The sequence below is a fragment of the Arsukibacterium tuosuense genome (assembly GCF_900215315.1).
Taxonomy (GTDB): domain Bacteria; phylum Pseudomonadota; class Gammaproteobacteria; order Enterobacterales; family Alteromonadaceae; genus Alishewanella; species Alishewanella tuosuense.
The window spans coordinates 181,306-200,058 of sequence record NZ_OBEB01000003.1; the positions used below are offsets into that span (position 1 = coordinate 181,306).

At 41.6% G+C, this 18,753-nt stretch carries 18 protein-coding genes and 1 pseudogene; 4 read left to right on the top strand and 15 right to left on the bottom strand.

Going from position 1 to position 18,753, the window contains the following annotated elements; all coding sequences use genetic code 11:
* Positions 1-6 precede the first annotated feature (6 nt).
* The 10 genes and pseudogenes from CRO03_RS07710 to CRO03_RS07755 form a co-directional block, all read right to left on the bottom strand.
* The gene (locus tag CRO03_RS07710) at positions 7-231 is read right to left on the bottom strand and encodes a helix-turn-helix transcriptional regulator (protein ID WP_097111049.1); all 225 of its coding nucleotides are present in this window, start codon (positions 229-231) and stop codon (positions 7-9) included.
* Positions 224-619 carry a hypothetical protein gene (locus tag CRO03_RS07715; protein WP_097111050.1) on the bottom strand — a complete coding sequence of 132 codons (396 nt, stop codon included), beginning with the start codon at positions 617-619 and terminating at the stop codon, positions 224-226. The genes CRO03_RS07710 and CRO03_RS07715 overlap by 8 nt, the downstream gene beginning before the upstream one ends.
* 241 nt (positions 620-860) lie before the next feature.
* A complete protein-coding gene (locus tag CRO03_RS07720) occupies positions 861-1,862 on the bottom strand; it encodes an alpha/beta hydrolase family protein (protein WP_097111051.1) in 1,002 nt (333 codons plus the stop codon).
* A gap of 437 nt (positions 1,863-2,299) precedes the next feature.
* Positions 2,300-3,919: an RNA polymerase sigma factor gene (locus CRO03_RS07725; protein ID WP_212682379.1), complete on the bottom strand. Its 1,620-nt coding sequence runs from the start codon at positions 3,917-3,919 to the stop codon at positions 2,300-2,302.
* Positions 3,920-4,026: 107 nt separating this feature from the next.
* The gene (locus tag CRO03_RS07730) at positions 4,027-5,055 is read right to left on the bottom strand and encodes a serine hydrolase domain-containing protein (RefSeq protein WP_212682380.1); all 1,029 of its coding nucleotides are present in this window, start codon (positions 5,053-5,055) and stop codon (positions 4,027-4,029) included.
* Position 5,056: 1 nt separating this feature from the next.
* Positions 5,057-6,292, bottom strand: coding sequence for an acyltransferase family protein (locus CRO03_RS07735; protein ID WP_097111052.1), 1,236 nt, complete (start codon positions 6,290-6,292; stop codon positions 5,057-5,059).
* A 73-nt stretch (positions 6,293-6,365) separates the two neighbouring features.
* Entirely contained in the window at positions 6,366-6,965 is a 600-nt protein-coding gene (locus tag CRO03_RS07740) for a CIA30 family protein (RefSeq protein WP_212682381.1), read from the bottom strand.
* A gap of 267 nt (positions 6,966-7,232) precedes the next feature.
* Positions 7,233-8,162 (bottom strand): annotated as a pseudogene (locus CRO03_RS18525) (alpha/beta hydrolase).
* Positions 8,163-8,400: 238 nt separating this feature from the next.
* A complete protein-coding gene (locus tag CRO03_RS07750; RefSeq protein ID WP_141397736.1) occupies positions 8,401-9,057 on the bottom strand; it encodes a DUF2306 domain-containing protein in 657 nt (218 codons plus the stop codon).
* Between the two features lie 5 nt (positions 9,058-9,062).
* Positions 9,063-9,764, bottom strand: coding sequence for a DUF4386 family protein (locus CRO03_RS07755; protein WP_097111054.1), 702 nt, complete (start codon positions 9,762-9,764; stop codon positions 9,063-9,065).
* A gap of 219 nt (positions 9,765-9,983) precedes the next feature.
* Between CRO03_RS07755 and CRO03_RS07760 the strand changes: the two genes are divergently transcribed.
* Together CRO03_RS07760 and CRO03_RS07765 are read left to right on the top strand one after the other, a co-directional pair.
* Complete coding sequence (locus CRO03_RS07760; RefSeq protein ID WP_097111055.1) at positions 9,984-11,141, top strand: helix-turn-helix transcriptional regulator; 1,158 nt, start codon at positions 9,984-9,986, stop codon at positions 11,139-11,141.
* A 235-nt stretch (positions 11,142-11,376) separates the two neighbouring features.
* Entirely contained in the window at positions 11,377-12,033 is a 657-nt protein-coding gene (locus CRO03_RS07765; RefSeq protein ID WP_097111056.1) for a hypothetical protein, read from the top strand.
* A gap of 287 nt (positions 12,034-12,320) precedes the next feature.
* Here the strand turns inward: CRO03_RS07765 and CRO03_RS07770 are convergent, their stop codons facing one another.
* From CRO03_RS07770 to CRO03_RS07780, 3 genes are all read right to left on the bottom strand, one after another.
* Positions 12,321-12,794: a hypothetical protein gene (locus tag CRO03_RS07770; RefSeq protein WP_097111057.1), complete on the bottom strand. Its 474-nt coding sequence runs from the start codon at positions 12,792-12,794 to the stop codon at positions 12,321-12,323.
* Positions 12,795-13,001: 207 nt separating this feature from the next.
* Positions 13,002-14,306, bottom strand: a complete 1,305-nt coding sequence (locus CRO03_RS07775; protein ID WP_097111058.1) for a HAMP domain-containing sensor histidine kinase — start codon at positions 14,304-14,306, stop codon at positions 13,002-13,004.
* The gene (locus CRO03_RS07780; RefSeq protein ID WP_097111059.1) at positions 14,303-14,992 is read right to left on the bottom strand and encodes a response regulator transcription factor; all 690 of its coding nucleotides are present in this window, start codon (positions 14,990-14,992) and stop codon (positions 14,303-14,305) included. Before CRO03_RS07780 ends, CRO03_RS07775 begins: the two co-directional genes overlap by 4 nt.
* Positions 14,993-15,361: 369 nt before the next feature.
* Between CRO03_RS07780 and CRO03_RS07785 the strand changes: the two genes are divergently transcribed.
* Positions 15,362-16,078, top strand: coding sequence for a hypothetical protein (locus tag CRO03_RS07785; protein WP_097111060.1), 717 nt, complete (start codon positions 15,362-15,364; stop codon positions 16,076-16,078).
* A gap of 2 nt (positions 16,079-16,080) precedes the next feature.
* Positions 16,081-16,752: a DUF2306 domain-containing protein gene (locus CRO03_RS07790; protein WP_097111061.1), complete on the top strand. Its 672-nt coding sequence runs from the start codon at positions 16,081-16,083 to the stop codon at positions 16,750-16,752.
* Between the two features lie 427 nt (positions 16,753-17,179).
* Here CRO03_RS07790 and CRO03_RS07800 read toward each other — a convergent pair whose 3' ends face one another.
* Positions 17,180-17,368, bottom strand: coding sequence for a YfhL family 4Fe-4S dicluster ferredoxin (locus CRO03_RS07800; protein ID WP_097111063.1), 189 nt, complete (start codon positions 17,366-17,368; stop codon positions 17,180-17,182).
* A gap of 1 nt (position 17,369) precedes the next feature.
* Positions 17,370-18,701 (bottom strand): prephenate-dependent tRNA uridine(34) hydroxylase TrhP, encoded by a 1,332-nt coding sequence (trhP, locus tag CRO03_RS07805; RefSeq protein ID WP_097111064.1) that lies wholly within the window; start codon positions 18,699-18,701, stop codon positions 17,370-17,372.
* Positions 18,702-18,753 lie beyond the last annotated feature (52 nt).

Consider the following 18,753-nt stretch of genomic DNA (forward strand, 5'->3'; position numbering starts at 1 on the left):
GTCGGTTCAGTTTTCTTCGTTGTTGTCTGTGTCTGATTTTTTCTCTGGAAAAAACACATCCTCAATTCTTTGTCCGAATAAAGTGGCCATGTCAAAGGCCAACTGTAAGGAAGGATCATGCTTTCCCCTTTCGACAGCATTTACCGCTTGCCGGGATACTCCGAGCTTGTCTGCGAGGGCTTGCTGCGACCAATCTCGCTCTGCACGCAATACCTTAATGCGATTATTCATTGTCTTTCCAAATAAGTAATTGCAAAATTAGTCCATGGCCGCCAAAAACCACTGGCATTACTAGGGCAAGATTCACCGATGGCAAAGAGAACTTCATCGCTAACATCCCGTATATAAAAGACGAAAAGCAAAGTATGCCAATCATCCATAAAAATGCCTCACCCGTTAATGCTTTCATATATTCATCAAGTGCTTTGTAGCGCGCTTTATAGGCAAAAAAGGCACATATCAAAGGTGTAACAGGCAATATTGTTACAACCACCTGTAGCCAGGTAGGCATATCTAACAACTCCAGGGAAAATGACTGCACCGCGATAAGCAGCAAAAAAACAACCATACTGCCGATAAAACGTTTCATGAACTTGGTCTCTTGCTCAGATTTATTCATACTATTCTCCTAAAAGTGGTTTCGTCACGATTGATAAAACCACAAGGTTTGTGACTTACAAACATTACACAATGTAAGGTATGTGCGACATAATGACACGGCAACATTACCATGTCAAGCAAGCCTGACATAACTGGCGTGTATTAAATATTTTGTGTGTCTAAATATGGGTAAGCGTCCGGCAATCACATTATTCGACGGGTCGGCCCGCACTTAAACACGGGTTAATAGCGCTTCCATTTTAGGTTTTATTGGAGTTTGTTCTGAACCAATTCAGGATTTCTCTATACGCTTCTGATTTATCTGAAAATACATGCTTCTCGCCCTCAAAAAGAGTAACTTTATGAGGGTGGTTTAACTCAACCAATTTTTCCGCGAATTGCCGTGTATTACTAACATGTACCCGGTCATCTTCATCGCCATGATGTAACAAAATTGGCATGTCTTTAGGCAACTTTTCAACCCAGTACATGACTGAGCGTTTTTTTAATTCAGTAAATTTTTCGCTTTGATAGTTTGGAATGAGTGCTTCATATACAGCTTCCATTTCAGGTCTATTTTCTAAGTCTAGAATTAAATTTGTGTTGCCAGCATGCACGGCCATCGCCTTAATATCCGTTCTCTCTCGCGCTACCATATAACTCATCATTCCTCCTCTGCTGACGCCATACATAAAAATATTGTTGATATCAGCATTCGGATGTTTTTTAACTAGATCAATGAGGACATGTACATCGTTTACGTCTTTACCACCAAACTCATCTATCCCATATTTTTCAGGCTCTGTTCGCATATGGCCCCGGTATTGAGATGCGATTACGAGAAAGCCGTCCAACGCCAATGGTGTTAGATTCTCCAATATACTGGGAAATACAAGTGCGCCAAATGTGCCGTTGCCACCTCGGTTGTATACAATGACAGGAAGTTTGGTGCCAGGTTTTACCTTTGGCATAATGAGTACACCCTGCACTTCGATGCCATCAACATTATATTTTATTATGTTGCATTTTAATTTTTCGACAGTGTTGATATAACTGTCTTCTGAAAACTTTCTTTTGAAAAGAAAGTTCGGTATCAAAGGGTTTCTCTTTCCTATCTTATCAATAAATTCATCATACGACTCAAATGGTGAGCAACCATGACTCAATTGTATTGCAGAGTTTCCTGACGCAAAGGAATTTGCAGAGCTCATTAATAAACACATGAAAATTATAAACATTTCTTTCATTTTAACATCCGTCATTTCAATACCTTAACCACCCAAAGCGTTAGCGTCCGATGGCTTTGAGGCGTTGCTTTTATATTTTTTCGTTTAACTTTTTGATTTAAGTTCTTTCAGCCGTTTGTAAAGCGACGAAGAATTTACCAACATCAAAATAAGCTCGATTCTGTTTCATTACATTTCCCATTTTACGTCGTCTCTTTATTGATATTCAGTAGTACCTTTTTAAGGGTGTTTTCTGCATTCCACGATACCGTCTTCGTCCTGCTACAACATATTTCAGAACACTAGCAACATCACACGGACCACTTCATTTCATTAACAACTGCAAACGCAATATCAAATTTTAAATCATTGAAATAATTTAATAAAAAATATACTTTGCGCATTTTGGTGTCCAGTCGGTCACATTAAATGTCCTACAGCGTCCGTAAACTTAACAACGGACACAGCATAAGTTACCGCATACGCTGCCTTACTTTTCGTGCGTGCAGAACAGCCGGCGCGATAACCAAAACTGCAATAGTGACTAATACAAATGGATAGAGTTTTTCAAACAACACTAATTGAAGCAATGCAACAGCGTCAGCATTATTGACGTGTTCTGCTATAGCAATAGGGCCTATTGCTGCTTCCTTAGCAATCGAAAAACCGTTGCTCCATGCGCCCTGCCAACCGAGTGAGGATAAAGAAGCATAGGCTTTGAAACCAACAGCAGAGGCTCCAAAGCTAATAATACCTAGAGCCACGGTTCCGACACTCAGAATGCCAAAACCAATGCCGCCTATTGTAACTATGCCAACAGATACAATGCCGATACTAATGGGCGCGATAGCGACACCACCCCATGCAAATAACACTCCGCGAGCAATAGGGCCACTTGCTATCCAGGCTACAGCGGGTTTATCACCTTGCTCGGACATGCCAAACTGGAAATGAAAAAGAGGTAAGCCACATAAATTCAAGCGACTCTTATATTCTCGTCGCTTAGAATCTCTGTGCTGCGCTTCAGCTAAAAATGACTCAGGATGAAATAGCCTCTCCCGTACTCTGAGCGCTCGCATTTTGGCGAACATTCGTTTGGCTAAAAATAAGTACGTTAGCACAAAGGCCAGCACTGATAGCTGGCTTAAAAGTGCATAAATGCCGACATTTTCGGCTGCAGATAAAGCGAGTTTTTTAAGTGAAAACATACTTAAAACAAAAATAATGGCAAAAGAAATAAACTGCGTGACAGTCACTACAACAAGCTGGCGCTCTGCTTGAGTTCTGGATTGTTCCAGCGCAGCTTTCAAACCAAAAAAGGAACTTGCTAAGCCTGAAAATGTCGCTAGCAATGATAAAACGGTAGCGATGTTAAAAAATGAGCCGGCTTTTATACTTGCAGCGCCAAAACCTGCTGCTTTGGTTGGTGGTGAAATACCGCCAATGGCTACAAGTACTGCTGCAGTAAAAGCGACACCAGGCTTGCTGCGTTGCAGTGCATCTTCGACAAATGACGACATGGCTCTTTTTAGTAACTTACGACCGCGTGACAAACGTTGTTTAGCGGTGTCTACCGATAAATCAAGCTCTGCCGCAACTAACTCTACAGACAGTTGTTCCCGATAAAATAAAATTAATGGCTCCCGGTAAGTCGGGTCGATATTTTCTAACGCTTTCCACAATAACGTTTCGTGCTGTTGACGTATCACGACTTCATCCATTTCTTCAGTTTGAATATTGTCAAAATGGTGATCTTGCAGTTCTTCAGCCCCCGTTACCGGGTGGTTCGCTTGCCCCCGACAGTGATTACTAATCTTAAAACGCAAAATAGCGCATAGCCATGCTTTCAGTTTCTCAGGTTCACGCAGCGTATCTAACTTTCTCCAGGCTTCGACAAAAGCCTCCTGTGCAATATCTTCGCTTTGTTTAAGATCACCAATGGATGAATAAGCTACTGAACACAGCAGATTCTGATACCGGGAAACGATTTGGCAAAATGCCTCGCGATTGCCACCCAGAGAAAAATTCACTAAGTTTAAATCAGTTGCGCCTGCTAATTTATTGCGTTTTCCAAACATAATTTGCTTCAACATAATGCTGTTTTAACCAGGTAGCTATAGCCACCGAAAAGGCGACAAAATTTATCGTTTATGGTGCTTAATACCAATAAAAAAAATCAAAAAGCTAAGATTCGTTAATCTCAGTTATTATTCGATACAATTTTAACGATGCGGTTATATACAATCTCGGATAGCGCCCAGGTGTCGCCATCAAAATTAGTTGTATTTACAAACTGCACCACCACCGTATCTATTTCTTTATGGTATTTGGCGATACTCTGATAGCCCGGGATAAGGCCAGTATGCTCATATTTGTATAAATTGGTATAAAGCTGCTGCTCCCCATTGTTAAACACACTGCCCTCGTTTAATGCCCTTAGAAAAACCCCCACATCCTCTGCAGAAGCTATCATGGACTCATTTTCCATTTTAAGATCATGCTCTACACCAACATAATAGCCACTCATCACCAGTTCTTTATCCACATCCTGAATTGAACGAAAGGTATGCTTAAGTCCCAAAGGAACTAAGATCTCATCTTTGATGAACTGAAAGTGGTCATACCCTAAGACTTTTTCCATAATCTTGCTAATTAGCAGGTAGTTAGAATTCGAATAATCATACTTTTCGTCGGGTTTGAATTTAGCGGTTAAATCCAAGACTAATGCGAGGGCCTGTTCAGCGTTAGCCGGTGGATTTTTCCAATAATCTTTTACATCTGTGAAGTTAGGAATACCACTACGATGCTGTAGCAGCATTCTCAGGGTAATTTTGTCTGCGTACTGAATACGTGTCTTAAGCTCAGGTAAATAATGAGCTAACGTCTCATCAAGTGATAGCCGGCCAGCAGCGACTAATTTGCTGACCGCAACAGCGTCATATAACTTACTGATGCTGGCAATTTTAAATAGCGCCTGGCTATTCGCCGGCACTTTGAGTTCACGATTGTGCCATCCGGCAGCGTACGATCTGGCACGCTGTCCTTTTTTGTCAACATAGACAATAATGCCGTCAAACTCATGTGCTAAGGCAGAAGTCACCTCTTGCTGAACCGTATCAGGCAGCGGCGTAAACCAGGCAAACAATAATGCCCAGGGTACAAACACCAGTGATATTACAGAGCCTATTAATAAAGACACTTTGATTAGTCCTCGCAAATTATTATTCAAATCAACGCCTCCTCAACTGGCCACTGAAAAATCTCAATTTTAAAAATGACCTTTGTAAACGTTTACCATTCAGTGCTTTACCGATAAACGTAGAGCGAACGAAAAATTCATACAGCATCAACGATAATCCAACTGTGATCACGCAGATACTTGCCAATTTTACAGACCAATGAAGCGGAAGCTCTGCGAAGGCAATTTGTAACCAAATTACGATAGGGAGATGGATTAAATATAGCCAATATGATGCTTCCGCAAGATATTGGAGTTTTTTATCAGGCTTGTTTAAAAAACGCTCGCAAAGCCCCAGTACAATGGATACCAGAGACCACATCATTGCTGCATAAGTAATTACAAAGCCAAACTTTAGCAGGACATAATAATAATGGCCTTTTTCCATCTGATATTGCGAAAGCCAGCATGTAATGGCGATTGCAATTGCACAAATAAAAACTCTGCTTAGATTCAGCTGAATAAAAGCCTGTAGTAATGTCTGACGACCCTGCAACAGCCATCCAAAAGCAAAAAAGTACCCATAAAGTAATGTAACCGCAGCATCAGGTATCAGAGACTTATCCGGAGTGTCCACGCCCCAGGTTTGCATAAACCACAGTATGGTTGCAGCAGGTAATGCGAGAATAAACAACGAATAACGAGATTTGCATACGGCAGCAATTGTCAAATACAGCAGCGAGCTAACGCTTTTCTTCAGATTAGTGTTCAACCCGACAATGTATCGTGCAACAAGCACTATGAAAGAAATCAAAAGGAGATAGTATAGAAACCATAAATGCGTGCCGACGAACAGATCTTTGGGGATCGCCGTTAAGGTTGCGATAGCTGAGTCTAAGGCGTTTTTAACATTGACCTCTCCTTGCATGCTTTGAGCGCCCATTTGCCAACCTGATACCAACAATGGGCGAAGCACAAACCAACCAAGACAAAATGGCATGGCCAGCCTTAATAAACGGGATTTAATAAACTCATATCCACCTCGCCGGTTACAACTCATGCGGCTAAAATAGCCTGCCAGTAGAAAAAAAAGTTCCAATCTAAACGAGTGACTGACTAGTACCAATAGTGTCACTGTGCTGCTCGTTGATATATCCATTACTGCCCAGCCAATAAACATTGGCATAAATGACAAACTTGCATGAAATACAATACCGAGAAGTAGTGCCAGCGCGCGCGCAGCAACCAGATATTGCAGTCTGTCACTATTTTCTAATGGCTTATTCATTGATTTAATATATCCAGCTTATCAGCAATTTAATGGTTCTCTTTTGCATACCTAACAGGCCTGTTTGCTTTGGTTAATAGAAACTGACTTCACGCAACTCGAAGTCAAATCCGGCCGGCTGAAGACTGTAGGCAATAACGCTTAAACTATTTAGCGTGGCGGTATTTAACGCGGTTTGTTCTGACCAGCCTCTTTTCATTGAGGCAAAAGCGACTTTTACTTCATGAAACTCACCATCAGACGTTACGACGACAGGCGCCGAATGAAAATCAAAGTTAGTGATTTCATTGCTATTTGCCGACAACGTAAGGTTTCCCTTATTGAGTTTAACCAGCAAACGGACGCCCTGATATTGGCTGGCATCGTAATTGATGCCTACAGCAGCAAGTGGCAACACTGAGCTAGCCCAACCCGGCTGTCCTCTTGGAGGCACAATGTCACCTTTTACCCGGATAATCCCGTCAGAAACCATCTGCTGGACAGTGGTATTGCCCCCGGCTACGGTGTCATTTATAAACTGCCGGGGCTGACTTAACCTGTTGTTTATTTCATCACTAAAATCGTCTACCAGGGGTGTTAAGTTATTGGCCGTTGCCGCGCTGGCAAATGCCAGCAGCGACACTAACATCAGGCTGCGTGTTGTTCCCAAAAATACATTACTTAAAATATTCATTATCTGCTTTCTCAATTAAATTAATTTATGTCACTATTAGCCGAAGCAAAAGAAGCTCTGCTTTAGCTTGCCAATTACTAGTGGTTAAACTTAGGGAAAAGGTGACAGAAAAGTAGAAATTTTTTATCGCAGGCCGTTTTAACCTTGGTAGTGATTAACTCATTTCAGGCGCTGCCTGTGCAAGATAGCTTTGTCGGCCGTAGCAAAAGCGCACATACAAGAGGCAGTGACAGAAGCTGGAGTCAGAGCCGATATGTGTTATACACATCAATGCTCAGTGGGAGGTAAAAGGGCTTTTAGGCCATTGTACCAAGCTAAAAAAGCAACCGTGCCATGAGTTTCATTTTCAAAGTACAGTTGTTGCGATATACCATTAGTATTACCAGTTACAGATGAGGCAAAAGTAGTACCCAATTTATAATTAGTTAATCCGACTTCTCCTAGATGAGAATTGTTTGCAAAAGCAAAAAATACACCAAAACCAGGCTTTACATCTTTATTACTAGCGTTAAATGCACGATTTAGATAGTCATTATCCCATACAGATGTTGGGTCTATGATTAGGTAATCTGTAAATATTGATGGTGACTTTAGAAGAGTATTTGCTGCAAACAAACCGCCAAACGACTCACCAACCAACACCCGTTTTTTAGACGTCCTGTATTTGGTATCAATGGCGGGTATCAGCTCTTGTTCAAGGAACGTGGCGAACTGGTGAGCATTACCTGTTTATTCAAATGTGTCTAAAACACGGCCTTTAAACTTCCACTGTTTCAACGATGAAGGCGTTAAGTCTCGTGATCTATTTGTGTTCGGTATGGAAATGACGATTGATTCTTGAACCTGCCTTCCGAGCGTTTCTGTACTCAAGGATTCTAGTACACCGACAAATCCCTTGAATCTATGTGTATCGCCGTCAAGAAGATAAATAACAGGATAGGTATTTTCACTTGCTTCGTACGAGGGAGGTAAATAAACCATATAAGGCCTATTTTCACCCATGACCTTTGATTCTAACGATGTAGAAGTCCCTAGAAAAATCGAGTTTTCTGCATATGCCGTTAAAGAAAAGTTCAAAGCCAATAACAATATCATTAATTTTTTCATACACCCCCCTTCTAAAAACTTTCTTTTTAAAATAAAGTTTGGTATCAAAGGATTTATCACCCCTATCTTTTCAATAAAGTTAGACTTCATGATAGTGATTATTTTTTCCTAATATTACTTAATTTATTTTCGTTACCTTGCCACTTTTATAGATGAATATTATTACAGGCAAGAAATAAGTTTCTTCTCACGCTTGCAACGGAATGTAACATTGTGTAACAAGCGCCAGTTTCCCTTCGGTAATACACCCTGTGTTGATAAACGCATAGAGCCCACATGTCTATATGGATAAAAACTACGTTTGTAAATGGCACATTTCCAGGTAAAATTATTTATGAAGCCCCCTATTCATCCATTGAAATCCAAGTCGATATATCAACATAAACATACAAACCAATATTATAGGCGTAACTAATATGGGCACCGTGCGCATCGACTCAGGAAGTACGTGATTGTTTCCAAGAAAAAAAACGGTGGTCGCAATCAGCATGGCTGAACACATGCGAGTAAGATGACGCTTTAGCCTTGTAGAAATAGTTGGTCTGACAGTTCTAACGAATGTAACATCACCAATTAAGAGCAGTAGCCCCCAGCCACCTATAAATGCGTAGGCCTCATAAGGTGGCTCAGTAGCGGGATAGGCCCAGAAAAATTTAACGCCTAAGTAAGACAACAAGAAACAGCCTAAGGTTAATAAAAGGATATAAACCAGCCCAATCTTATCGAGAATTGTGATGTCCTGCCCTCTATTTCTAACCGCTATAAAGCCAGTAAATACTAAGTAAAGCGCTAAGGCTGAAAGCAGAAATGTAAATTGTAAATTTCGGGAATAAGATAGATAAAATCCGCTTAAACATAACAGGGTTATTGACCCGGAAAAAATAATTCCGCTTTGCTTATGAATCGTAGTTCCCTTTTTGGAAAACATCGCAATAAACCCTAAGGCTACAGCGATACATCCAACAAAGAAGTGAAGTTTAGCCACTATGCTCATGATGAAGATACTTTCACTTGACGTTGCGTTTTAGCTAGTAAAGTAATACCTATCCACACAAACCAAACAATTTGCGTCAATCCAAACACATCCTTGAATTCCGGGATGGCTTGGTAAACTGTCAAAATACCCAGTAAGCCAACCATGATCCCAAACAGGCTCAAACTTTTGGATAGTTGCTGATGCCGCAGTCCGCAAGTACTTAGTAGCAACACCCACAATCCCCCAACCAATTCGATACCGCCACCAAGCGCATCGACGATAGTGGCGTAAACATAGAATACCGTCTGAGCATTTTGCGGGTTATCGGAATACACTTTAATCATGGTACTCATACCTACAAGGGCAATCATTCCCGAGCACATCATCAATACGACCCAAATTAATCCAAATGCACTGGCAGTTTTAACTAGGTGAGCAGATGCCGTTGCTAATCTTCGATGGATAGCTTGCACAGCAATCAGTAACATACATCCGAAAATGAGATAACCGCTAATATAGGCAACACTGATAATGGCTTGATTTGTAACGATGTATGCAATTTTTTCAATTAAAATATCCGTTTGCGGGATGCTTAACACCACACCAAATATCACAAACATGCATACGTAACATAAAGGCATAATAAACGCCGCTATTGCTCCCCATCGTTGTAGATATGTATTGTGTTCGTTGTAAATTTCAGTTCCAGAAAGCATCTTTTTCCCCATAGTGGATGGTGTAAGTTAAAGAACTTTTAGATATTAACGTTACGGCGAACATATATTGTCTTATCCATAAAGGGAGGACACTTTGCTTCTAGATTTGCATGCAGTAGAACGGTTAGAGAACAATCAAAAGAGAGCTTAATAACCACTAACTGCGTCCTTTATAATTAGCGCAGACAGATAGCTCGAGAGTTGTGTTACTGTAGGAGGATGGATAACTTGTTTAATAATGCAATGCTGGATATATTTTTTTCGTCAACAGCTTTCGCTATCGCGAGCTTTTCATTGTTCCTGGTCCCGACTAGTCAGTCCAAAAGTCCTCTAGTCTTTGTCTTAGTATGTTTACTCTTTTTTTCTCTTGGCCCCATTGTTTTTAAAATAATGCCAGCTCTGATTCAACTTTACGTAAGTTTAATCCCTGCGGTATTTTTTCTTTTTTTACCTTCACTATGGTTTTACCACGAGGCCACCATTTCGCCCACCCCGTGGGAATGGCAAAAGTCGATGTTGACGCATTTCACACCGCTTCCTTTTATGCTGTTGCTCGGTATGGCGTTGTTTTTCTTGCCTGACCAAGACTTCACGCAGATGTTTTTTTCATCTAAAGGTGTCTCCACTTTATGGTTAGAAGCCCTATCAATTTTGTTTTTTATTGTCGTGCTGGGTTGGGGTATTCTTAGTTGCTATTATGTAGCAAGCATAATGAACAGGACTATAAAATATAGAACACGCATAAGAGCAATGTATGCAGATGAAACCGGACGCAGTTTACACTGGCTCGGCCTTACTTTAGTTCTCATTATCTTCACTTGGCTATATGCACTGGTCGTGCTGACCATTGATGATAAACTACAGGGTTTTGGGGTTTCAGACACTGGAGTATTAATACTGCTAACGGCTATTGTTTGGTTAATTGCCTTAAACGGAGTAAAGCAAAGACCTGGGTTTGAAGATACGCACCTGCAAAGTGCAGCGAGTAGTGATGAAATCAACAAAAAGTCTTATGAACGCTCCGCATTAAATGACGATGATTTACAGCGGATCTCCATCAAACTCACAGCAGCGTTAAGTAGCGACAAAGTGCATCTAAGTCCTGAATTGAACCTACTTACACTTTCTAAACACGTGAGGGAGCCTTCGCAATATGTATCACAAACCTTATCCCAAAATTTGAATACAACCTTCTTCGATTTCATTAATAAAGCTCGTATCGACGAAGCAAAGCAAATTCTAATTAAAACAAACGATACAGTGTTCGATATAGCATATGCTACAGGATTTAATTCGCGCTCCTCTTTTTACAAAGCATTTCGGCAATATACAAATCAAACCCCTAATGAATTTAGAAAAGCCATTAGCAAACCGTGATATACGTCTTGATAACGCAGGTTCAATTAAAACCACAATCTTAACATTATAATTTTATTGACAATATCGTTATATATAAATCTGTATAAATATTCAGGCATTCAACAAACCTCAAACTTTCCGATTGGCTCCGTGCAAACGTTTCAAAGCTATTTTTAGTCCTCGCTTCTATGCGAAGACGAATGTCAGCTTAGAAACAGGCACTATTGAATAAATTTTTTAGGAGGAGTTTCCCATGTATCAAATCGGCATATTATTCAGTTTAACGTTAGCCTCAAGCCTTGTTTTCGCGCAAGAGCTCAGTAAAGTTCACGAGCACAGAATTGCAAGTAAAAGTGAAAGACTATTTGATTACGATATGAGCATTAGCGATGGCGAATCTATCGTCCACTTATCGGTTATATCCAATGACGATTTTAGTAAAACAATTACAGTTAGATCTAGCGACAACGAGGTTTTTTTAAGAGAGATTGAAAAGATTATTTCAAATGGCGGAGATAGCTTAAGTAAAAACTCATGTGATTTTTTGAAAGCCAAAATACCCGAAAATTCAGAGTTTACTATTGGCTCAACAGGTAACAGGATGTATCACTTTACGCCGGTTCCCGGTGATGGTGATGATAAAAAGATCTATCGCTTATTAGATGCAGTGGCTGAAGTATCTAAAGATTCTGGTGAAATTATTTCATTAGAAATGACTAACCGACAAGTAATCAATCCAGCATTTTCAACTAAAATCGACGAGTTTATATATTCAGCCAAATGCATGCCGATAAGCGAGGGACATTCTGCTCTTAAAGAACTGAAAATTTCAGTTAATGGTTCCGCTTTCTTAGTGCCTTTTAACGAGTTAGTTGTGCAAAAGTACTCTAATTACCGGTCTTCCAAATAACTTTGAGAGGGTATTACCCGTTGCGCATTGAAAAACGGCAACATTATTAAAAAAATGGATATGTTTGACTACGTGACAATGAAAAAAAAATTAGGCGAGGCTCTGAAATCGCCACCTGCTTAACTTAAATGTACTAGCTCAGACTACATCTGACAGTTACCAGTTTGTCACGGTGTCTGTCAGATCTAGTCTGAGCTAGTACAGATTATTAGATCACGAATGAAGCACGTCTTCAAATCCTAGAGATTATAGATATGAGTAAAGATAAGCGAACCTTAAAGAACATTTTACGAGTTCCTCAAGCTTTTCATTCTCTGCAAAATTGCAATAACATCTTCCCTAGTTCGGATCCCCGTTTCAACTTCCCCGTGAGCTTTCGCAAATTCTAATTCGTTAATTACATCTGCAAGAAAATTGGTTTTAACACTACTGCTATCTTTAATCCCAAAGTGAATTGATGCTACCTTGGAAAACTCTAATGACAAGTTTAAGTGTTCCTTTGCATCAATAAAACCTCCATCTCTTAATTCGTTAGCCATGGAAACCCGCTCTTTTTCTGTCATGTTTTCTACATCATAACGTTTAGCAATACTTATCTCGCCACTGACTATTTTTTGTGCATTTTGACTCAATAAAACAGTTTCTCCTTTTTTCATAGGCGCCTGTTGACCAGGCTGCAGTGGTTGACTACTTAAATCAGCCGATTTGAATTGATTGTATTTATTTGAAACTGTGTTGCCTGTATGGTTAATAAGAATCATTTTTAAGGCCGCCTTATTATTTCGTTATTCAAACTTTTTAATGGGGTTGCGTTTATCACAGCTCTACTTATTTTAAAATAACACCACTAATACAAAACCTGAATTCAAATAAAATGAATATATAAACTTTATTAAACAAAACTCAACCAGCATTTGGTTAGATTAAAATAAAATTGAATTGGAACAGCTAAACCCAACTACAACCTGTCATTCAAATGCTGCAATACAGCTTATCGGTAACGAAAAGGAAAATTGGCAGCCATGCGGGGCGGTATTATTCACGGTTAATTGACCGTCATGGGCTTCTGCAATTCGTTTGCATAGAAACAAGGCCAGACCAACGCCGTCAGTTGAACGGTGGTTAATGTCTTCTGCATGAAAGAACGGAGTAAATACTTTTTCCAGCATGTCTGTTGGTATGCCCGGCCCATGATCTGTCACCGATATCAGCAGTGATGGCTCCGTTATGGTAACCGAAAGCTTTACCTTTTCTTCGCTTGTTGCATGGTCGATGGCATTTTGGATTAAGTTACGTAAAACAAATTTTATTCTGCCGACATCAACCCTGAGCGCTACCTCAGGTAATGCCGATGTGATTTCAACACGTTCTGATAACCGGGTCTCGCTTAGCACATCATCAACCAAGGTTGGTAAGTAGTACGTGGCGATGTTTAATACTCTTGAACCTTGTTGTAGCCGCTCTCCTTCGAGGAGTTGGCCAATAAGGTCATTCATATAATTAATATCGCTGGTCAAATCTGCTGTAATCTCATTTTGCTGCAGCAATGCTAAAGAGACTTTCATTCTGCCTAATGGGGTTCTGAGTTCATGACTGATGGCCATAAGCATTTCGTTTTTAGACTGAAACAGTTTTTGCAGATCAGCGGCCATTTTATTTAAGCTTGTGGTCAATCTGGCTAACTCCGTTTTCGGATGAACCGTAATTCTATAAGCTAAATCTCCCTCGCTAATCCTTTTAGCACTTTCTATCGCCTGACCAATCGGATTGAGTAGCCTTTTCAGCACATAATAGCTAGCCATAAGGACTAAAATAGCGACTATCCAGGGCCACAAAATCAACCATTCCGGGTACACGATAAGGTTGGCTATCTTCGATGTCACAACGACACTGGTGTCATCAAAGCTGGCGTATAAAAAATATTTTGAGCCGACCTTACTAAAGAATAAATTTCCTATTGGCTGTGCTGCAGCAGTTAAAGCAGAGAATTCCGGAAAATTATCGGCTGTTGAATAAAGCTGTGTGCCGCGTTTAACCATAATGCTGACACGATTATTCCTGGCATCCGCTTTTAATTTTTCTTTATCAAGCGGGTTTTCGGCAATCTGTTGCAGCATCTCATACAGCTGCGTTTGTCGTTCGCTGATAAATATTTTTGCCCGTTGTTCTGTGATGGCAAAGCTACCTAAGGCAATACAAATTGAAATGATGATCGTAGTCACCGCAAACAGGATTAAAAGTCGGCTAAACAGGCCCAAATGTGGAATTTTCATGCCGATTTACCAATGAAGGTGTAACCTACATTTCTAAGTGTTTTTATAAACTTAACGTGTTTGGGGTCGTCGCCGAGTTTTTGCCGCAAGCGGCTCATAAGAATATCAATAGACCGGCTATAAATTTCAGCATCAATGCCTTTTAGTTCGTTCAGCAGTTGATCACGACTAAACACTTCTCCAGGGTGGCTTGCTAATAAATGCAATAATTTAAATTCCATGCCGGTCAGGCCTATATCTTCACCCTTCAGTGTTGCCTGATGGTTACTGGTTGAAATCTGCAACTCACCAAAACTTAAAGACGGTGACACCTTGCCAACTAATGTTTGACGACGTACCAATACCTGAACTCTTGCCACCAGTTCTCTCGGTTCGAATGGTTTCGCCAGATAATCATCGGCCCCTAGCTCCAAGCCCAGAACTTTATCTGACAGTTCGCCGCGCGCCGTTAGCATAATAATTGGAATGCTATTGGTAAGCCGGATTTGCTTACATAAGGTGAAGCCATCGGTTTGTGGCATCATCACATCTAGTAATAAGACATCAGGTTGCGCTAACGTGAGCTCACTCAACCCCTCTGTCGCTGAATTGGCAATAATAAGTTGCAGATCATGCTGCGCAAAATAGGCCTCAAGGCGGGCACAAAGAGACTTATCGTCGTCAATTATCAATACTTTTATTGTCATAATGTCACCACACTGATAGAGGACAGATCTAAGCCTATCGCAATAAAAAAATTACAAATAGCATGATAGTGATTATTTTTTTCATAACATCAGCTCCTTCATCTTCGGGTTCCTGCGACGTGCAGTGCAGACTATTATTACAGGCAAAAAATAAGTTTCATCTCTGGCTGGCAACGGAATGTAACATTGCGTAACAGGCGTCAATTTTCCTGCCAAACCCGCCATCTGGTCTTGCTGATCTATTGACAACCACAGCGATGTTACACTCCGTTACATAGCGTTACCTCTAGGCAACCATCCCCACTGCATCTTTTCCTATCCTGTGCGGCATCAAATACATGTGCGGTGCACAAACAAAGGTGACATAAAATGCAAAAAATGAAAAATAGTACTCTGGTGGGGATATTGCTTTTGCTGCAAATGGCTGGCGGCATATATCTCAATTTTAGTTTTCTGGCCATTTTTAAGTCAGATATCTTTACGGTAGATGTATCCAATTTAACGCTCGCTCTTGGCGGTGCCACGCTGATTGCCTTATTACTTAGCTTTATTAACGTGATGGTCGGCAGCATTTCTGCACAGAAATATTATCAACGCCATCCTGTGCTTTGCTTACTGCTGATTATGTTTGCCGCGCTGGGGTTAATTTCAACCGGGTTTGAATATGGCAACCTGGCTAACTATACCGCCTTTATCAGTGACATTCGCCTACGTGGTGTCCAGGAACTCAGCGGGACGCTTGAGTTTATCAGGCTGCAAATTGTCTCTGAAAGAAATGAGTCACATCACCTGGCGCTGTTTTTTTCGAGCCTGAGTTTACTGTTTTTTTATATTTTACTGTATCGGGCGACGCAAATCGCCAGGTTAATCCTCGCTTTCGCCATCGCGGCCTGTCTGCTGCAGCTGATTGCATTAGGTAATACCTTTTTTCAAGGGCAAGTAATAATGGCAATTCAATTACCTTTGGTGGTTACACAACTGGTAATGCCTATCTATTTTATTGTTTTCGGTTTTCGCTCTAAAGCAGAAAGTCTGCCATGCCCTGGCGGTGATACTCAAGCGCAAGACAAAGTCCAGGGAGCATAACCATGTTACTTGCATTATTAGTGCTGCATATCGCTGCAGGAACGGTTGGAATTTTGGCTGGTTTCGCTGCCATTTTGCTTAAAAAAGGCCAGCAGTTACATAAACGTATAGGCTGGACATTTCTACTTTCTATGTTTGTTTTGGGCACAAGCGGCATCATTATAGCGATTGCTAAAAATATTCCATTATCAATGCTTAACGGGGGCTTAGTCTGTTATTTGGTACTGAGTTCTTTTATTACGATAAGAGCTAAAACGAGTTCTAAGTCAATTGTCAATCGACCGCTTTTTGGCTTTGGTCTCGCTCTTGTTGCAGGTTATTCATATTATTTTTATGTAGCTCTAAAAAGTAGTCCTGAGCAAATAGGTGGGTTTGGCCCAGGCGCTTTTGCAGTATTTGGTTTAATTACCTTTTATGCCTTGTCCGAAGACGTTTATTTTATGCTCTGCAACAAAACGTCACGCAAAGCTCTACTAATCAGGCATCTGTGGCGTATGTTGTTTCCCCTGTTTATGGCAACAGCAGCGGTGTTTTTGGGGCAGGCTAAACTGTTTCCTGCCATGCTGGCACAAAATGGCACGCTTTTTATCCCGGTCGTTTTTGTATTATTGAGTCTGCTTTACTGGATCGTAAAAGTCAGTTTTCAAAAGAAGTGGGCTTCTGTTGAGCAATAGACCGTGTTGTCAGTTCGCTAAGAATGGTTTAACCAATATTGATTAACAGTGCTGCTGTTACTTTTTGCATACTGAAATGAGGATAAAAATGAAATCTAAGTACTTTAAAATACGCCATTTGCTCGCAGTGTTGGGGATTGGTTTTATTGTAATATCATCCGGGTTAAGCCGGCATGAAGGCAGCAACATAAATGACGTTAACCTGGAAATACTTCATATTTCATTCGCTTCCGTGGTTGAATTTAAAGTAACTCAAGTCGGAAAAGCCATTGAGATATATCTTAGAATAGTGAGATAAATAGTTTTTCACTGACCAAATGCTCCCTCGACATGGGAAGCGAGTGGTTCGAGTCCACCAGGACGCACCAAAAAATTCAAACAAAAACGCCGCTCAGCTTATTAAGCTGAACGGCGTTTTTGTTTCTGCTTATACCAAGCCGATACAATCTATCGGGCAAACGGCAATGCAGGTAGGCTTATCGTAATAGCCAATACACTCGGTACACAGCTGTGGGTCAACCTGAAAATGTTTGGTGCCCATACTGATGGCGTCATTCGGGCATTCCGGCACGCACATATCACAGTTAATACAGCTGACTTCAATTACGGCGGGCATGCTATTGCACCACCTCAGCTGCAGCATTAATGGCTAGGTCACTGCCGGCTGTTACCACTGCAGGCAGCTGCTTTAACAGCATGGCAAAGCTAAGATTGTGCTGCGCAGGTAACTTTACCTTAAGCTGATAGCAAGCGCCGGGCGCCAGTACAATGGCGTTGTCCTGCTTGTCGCGCAGTGCTTGCAGGGTAAAGCTTTGGTTACCCTCTGGCGTCATCAGTACCAGGCTATCACCAACGGCAAACTGGTTTTTTACCTCCAGCAGGGCAAAGCCTTCGCTGTCCTGCCCGCTAATAAACTCGCCAACCAAGAGTTGCTCGCCAGCACTGTGGCTGGTGGCGTAGTTCTGGGTGTCCTGCGGTTTATGCCGGCGCAAAAAACCTTCGGTAAAACCGCGGTTTGCCATGCCGTTAAGCTCAGTTAGTAACTGTGGGTCAAACGCTTTACCGGCAACCGCATCATCAATAGCCTGGCGGTACACCTGAGCGGTGCGTGCTGCGTAATAAGGCGATTTAGTACGGCCTTCTATTTTAAGGGAATGCACCCCCATCGCAGTCAGCGCCGGCACATGCTCTATAGCCCGTAAATCTTTGGAGTTCAGAATATAAGTGCCATGCAAATCTTCATCAATGGCCATCAGCTCACCGGGGCGGCCCTGCTCTTCCAATAGCGCAGGGGTGCTTATTGGTTTGAACTGCCCTACTTCATCTTCCACAGCGGCATGTACCTGATAAGGCCAGCGGCAACTGTTAGTACAGGCACCCTGATTCGGGTCGCGTTTATTAATATAACCCGATAACAAACAGCGGCCGGAATACGCCATACAGAGCGCACCGTGCACAAAGACTTCCAGTTCCATCTGGGGTACTTCGCGGCGAATGTCCGCTATTTCTTCCACCGCCAGCTCGCGTGATAAAATTACCCGCTCAATGCCCTGTGCCTGCCAGAATTTTACAGCGGCCCAGTTTACCGTATTAGCCTGTACCGACAGGTGCAGCGGCATTTGTGGAAAATGTTGTTTTAGCAAATAAACCACACCAGGGTCGGATACAATAAGTGCATCAGGCTTTAACGCCACAACCGGCGCCATATCGTCAATAAAGCTTTTTAACTTGCTGTTATGCGGCGCAATATTAACCACTACATACAACTTTTTACCCAGCGCATGCGCTTCACTGATGCCAGTGGCAAGCGCGGCTAAATCAAACTCGTTGTTGCGCACGCGCAGGCTGTAGCGTGGTTGACCGGCATACACCGCATCGGCACCATAGGCAAACGCCAGGCGCAGAGCTTTTAAGCTGCCCGCAGGGCAAAGGAGTTCAGGAATGGCCATGTATTTCTCCGTCGCTAATAAAAGGCGGGTATTTTAGCGGCCGCAGCGAAGC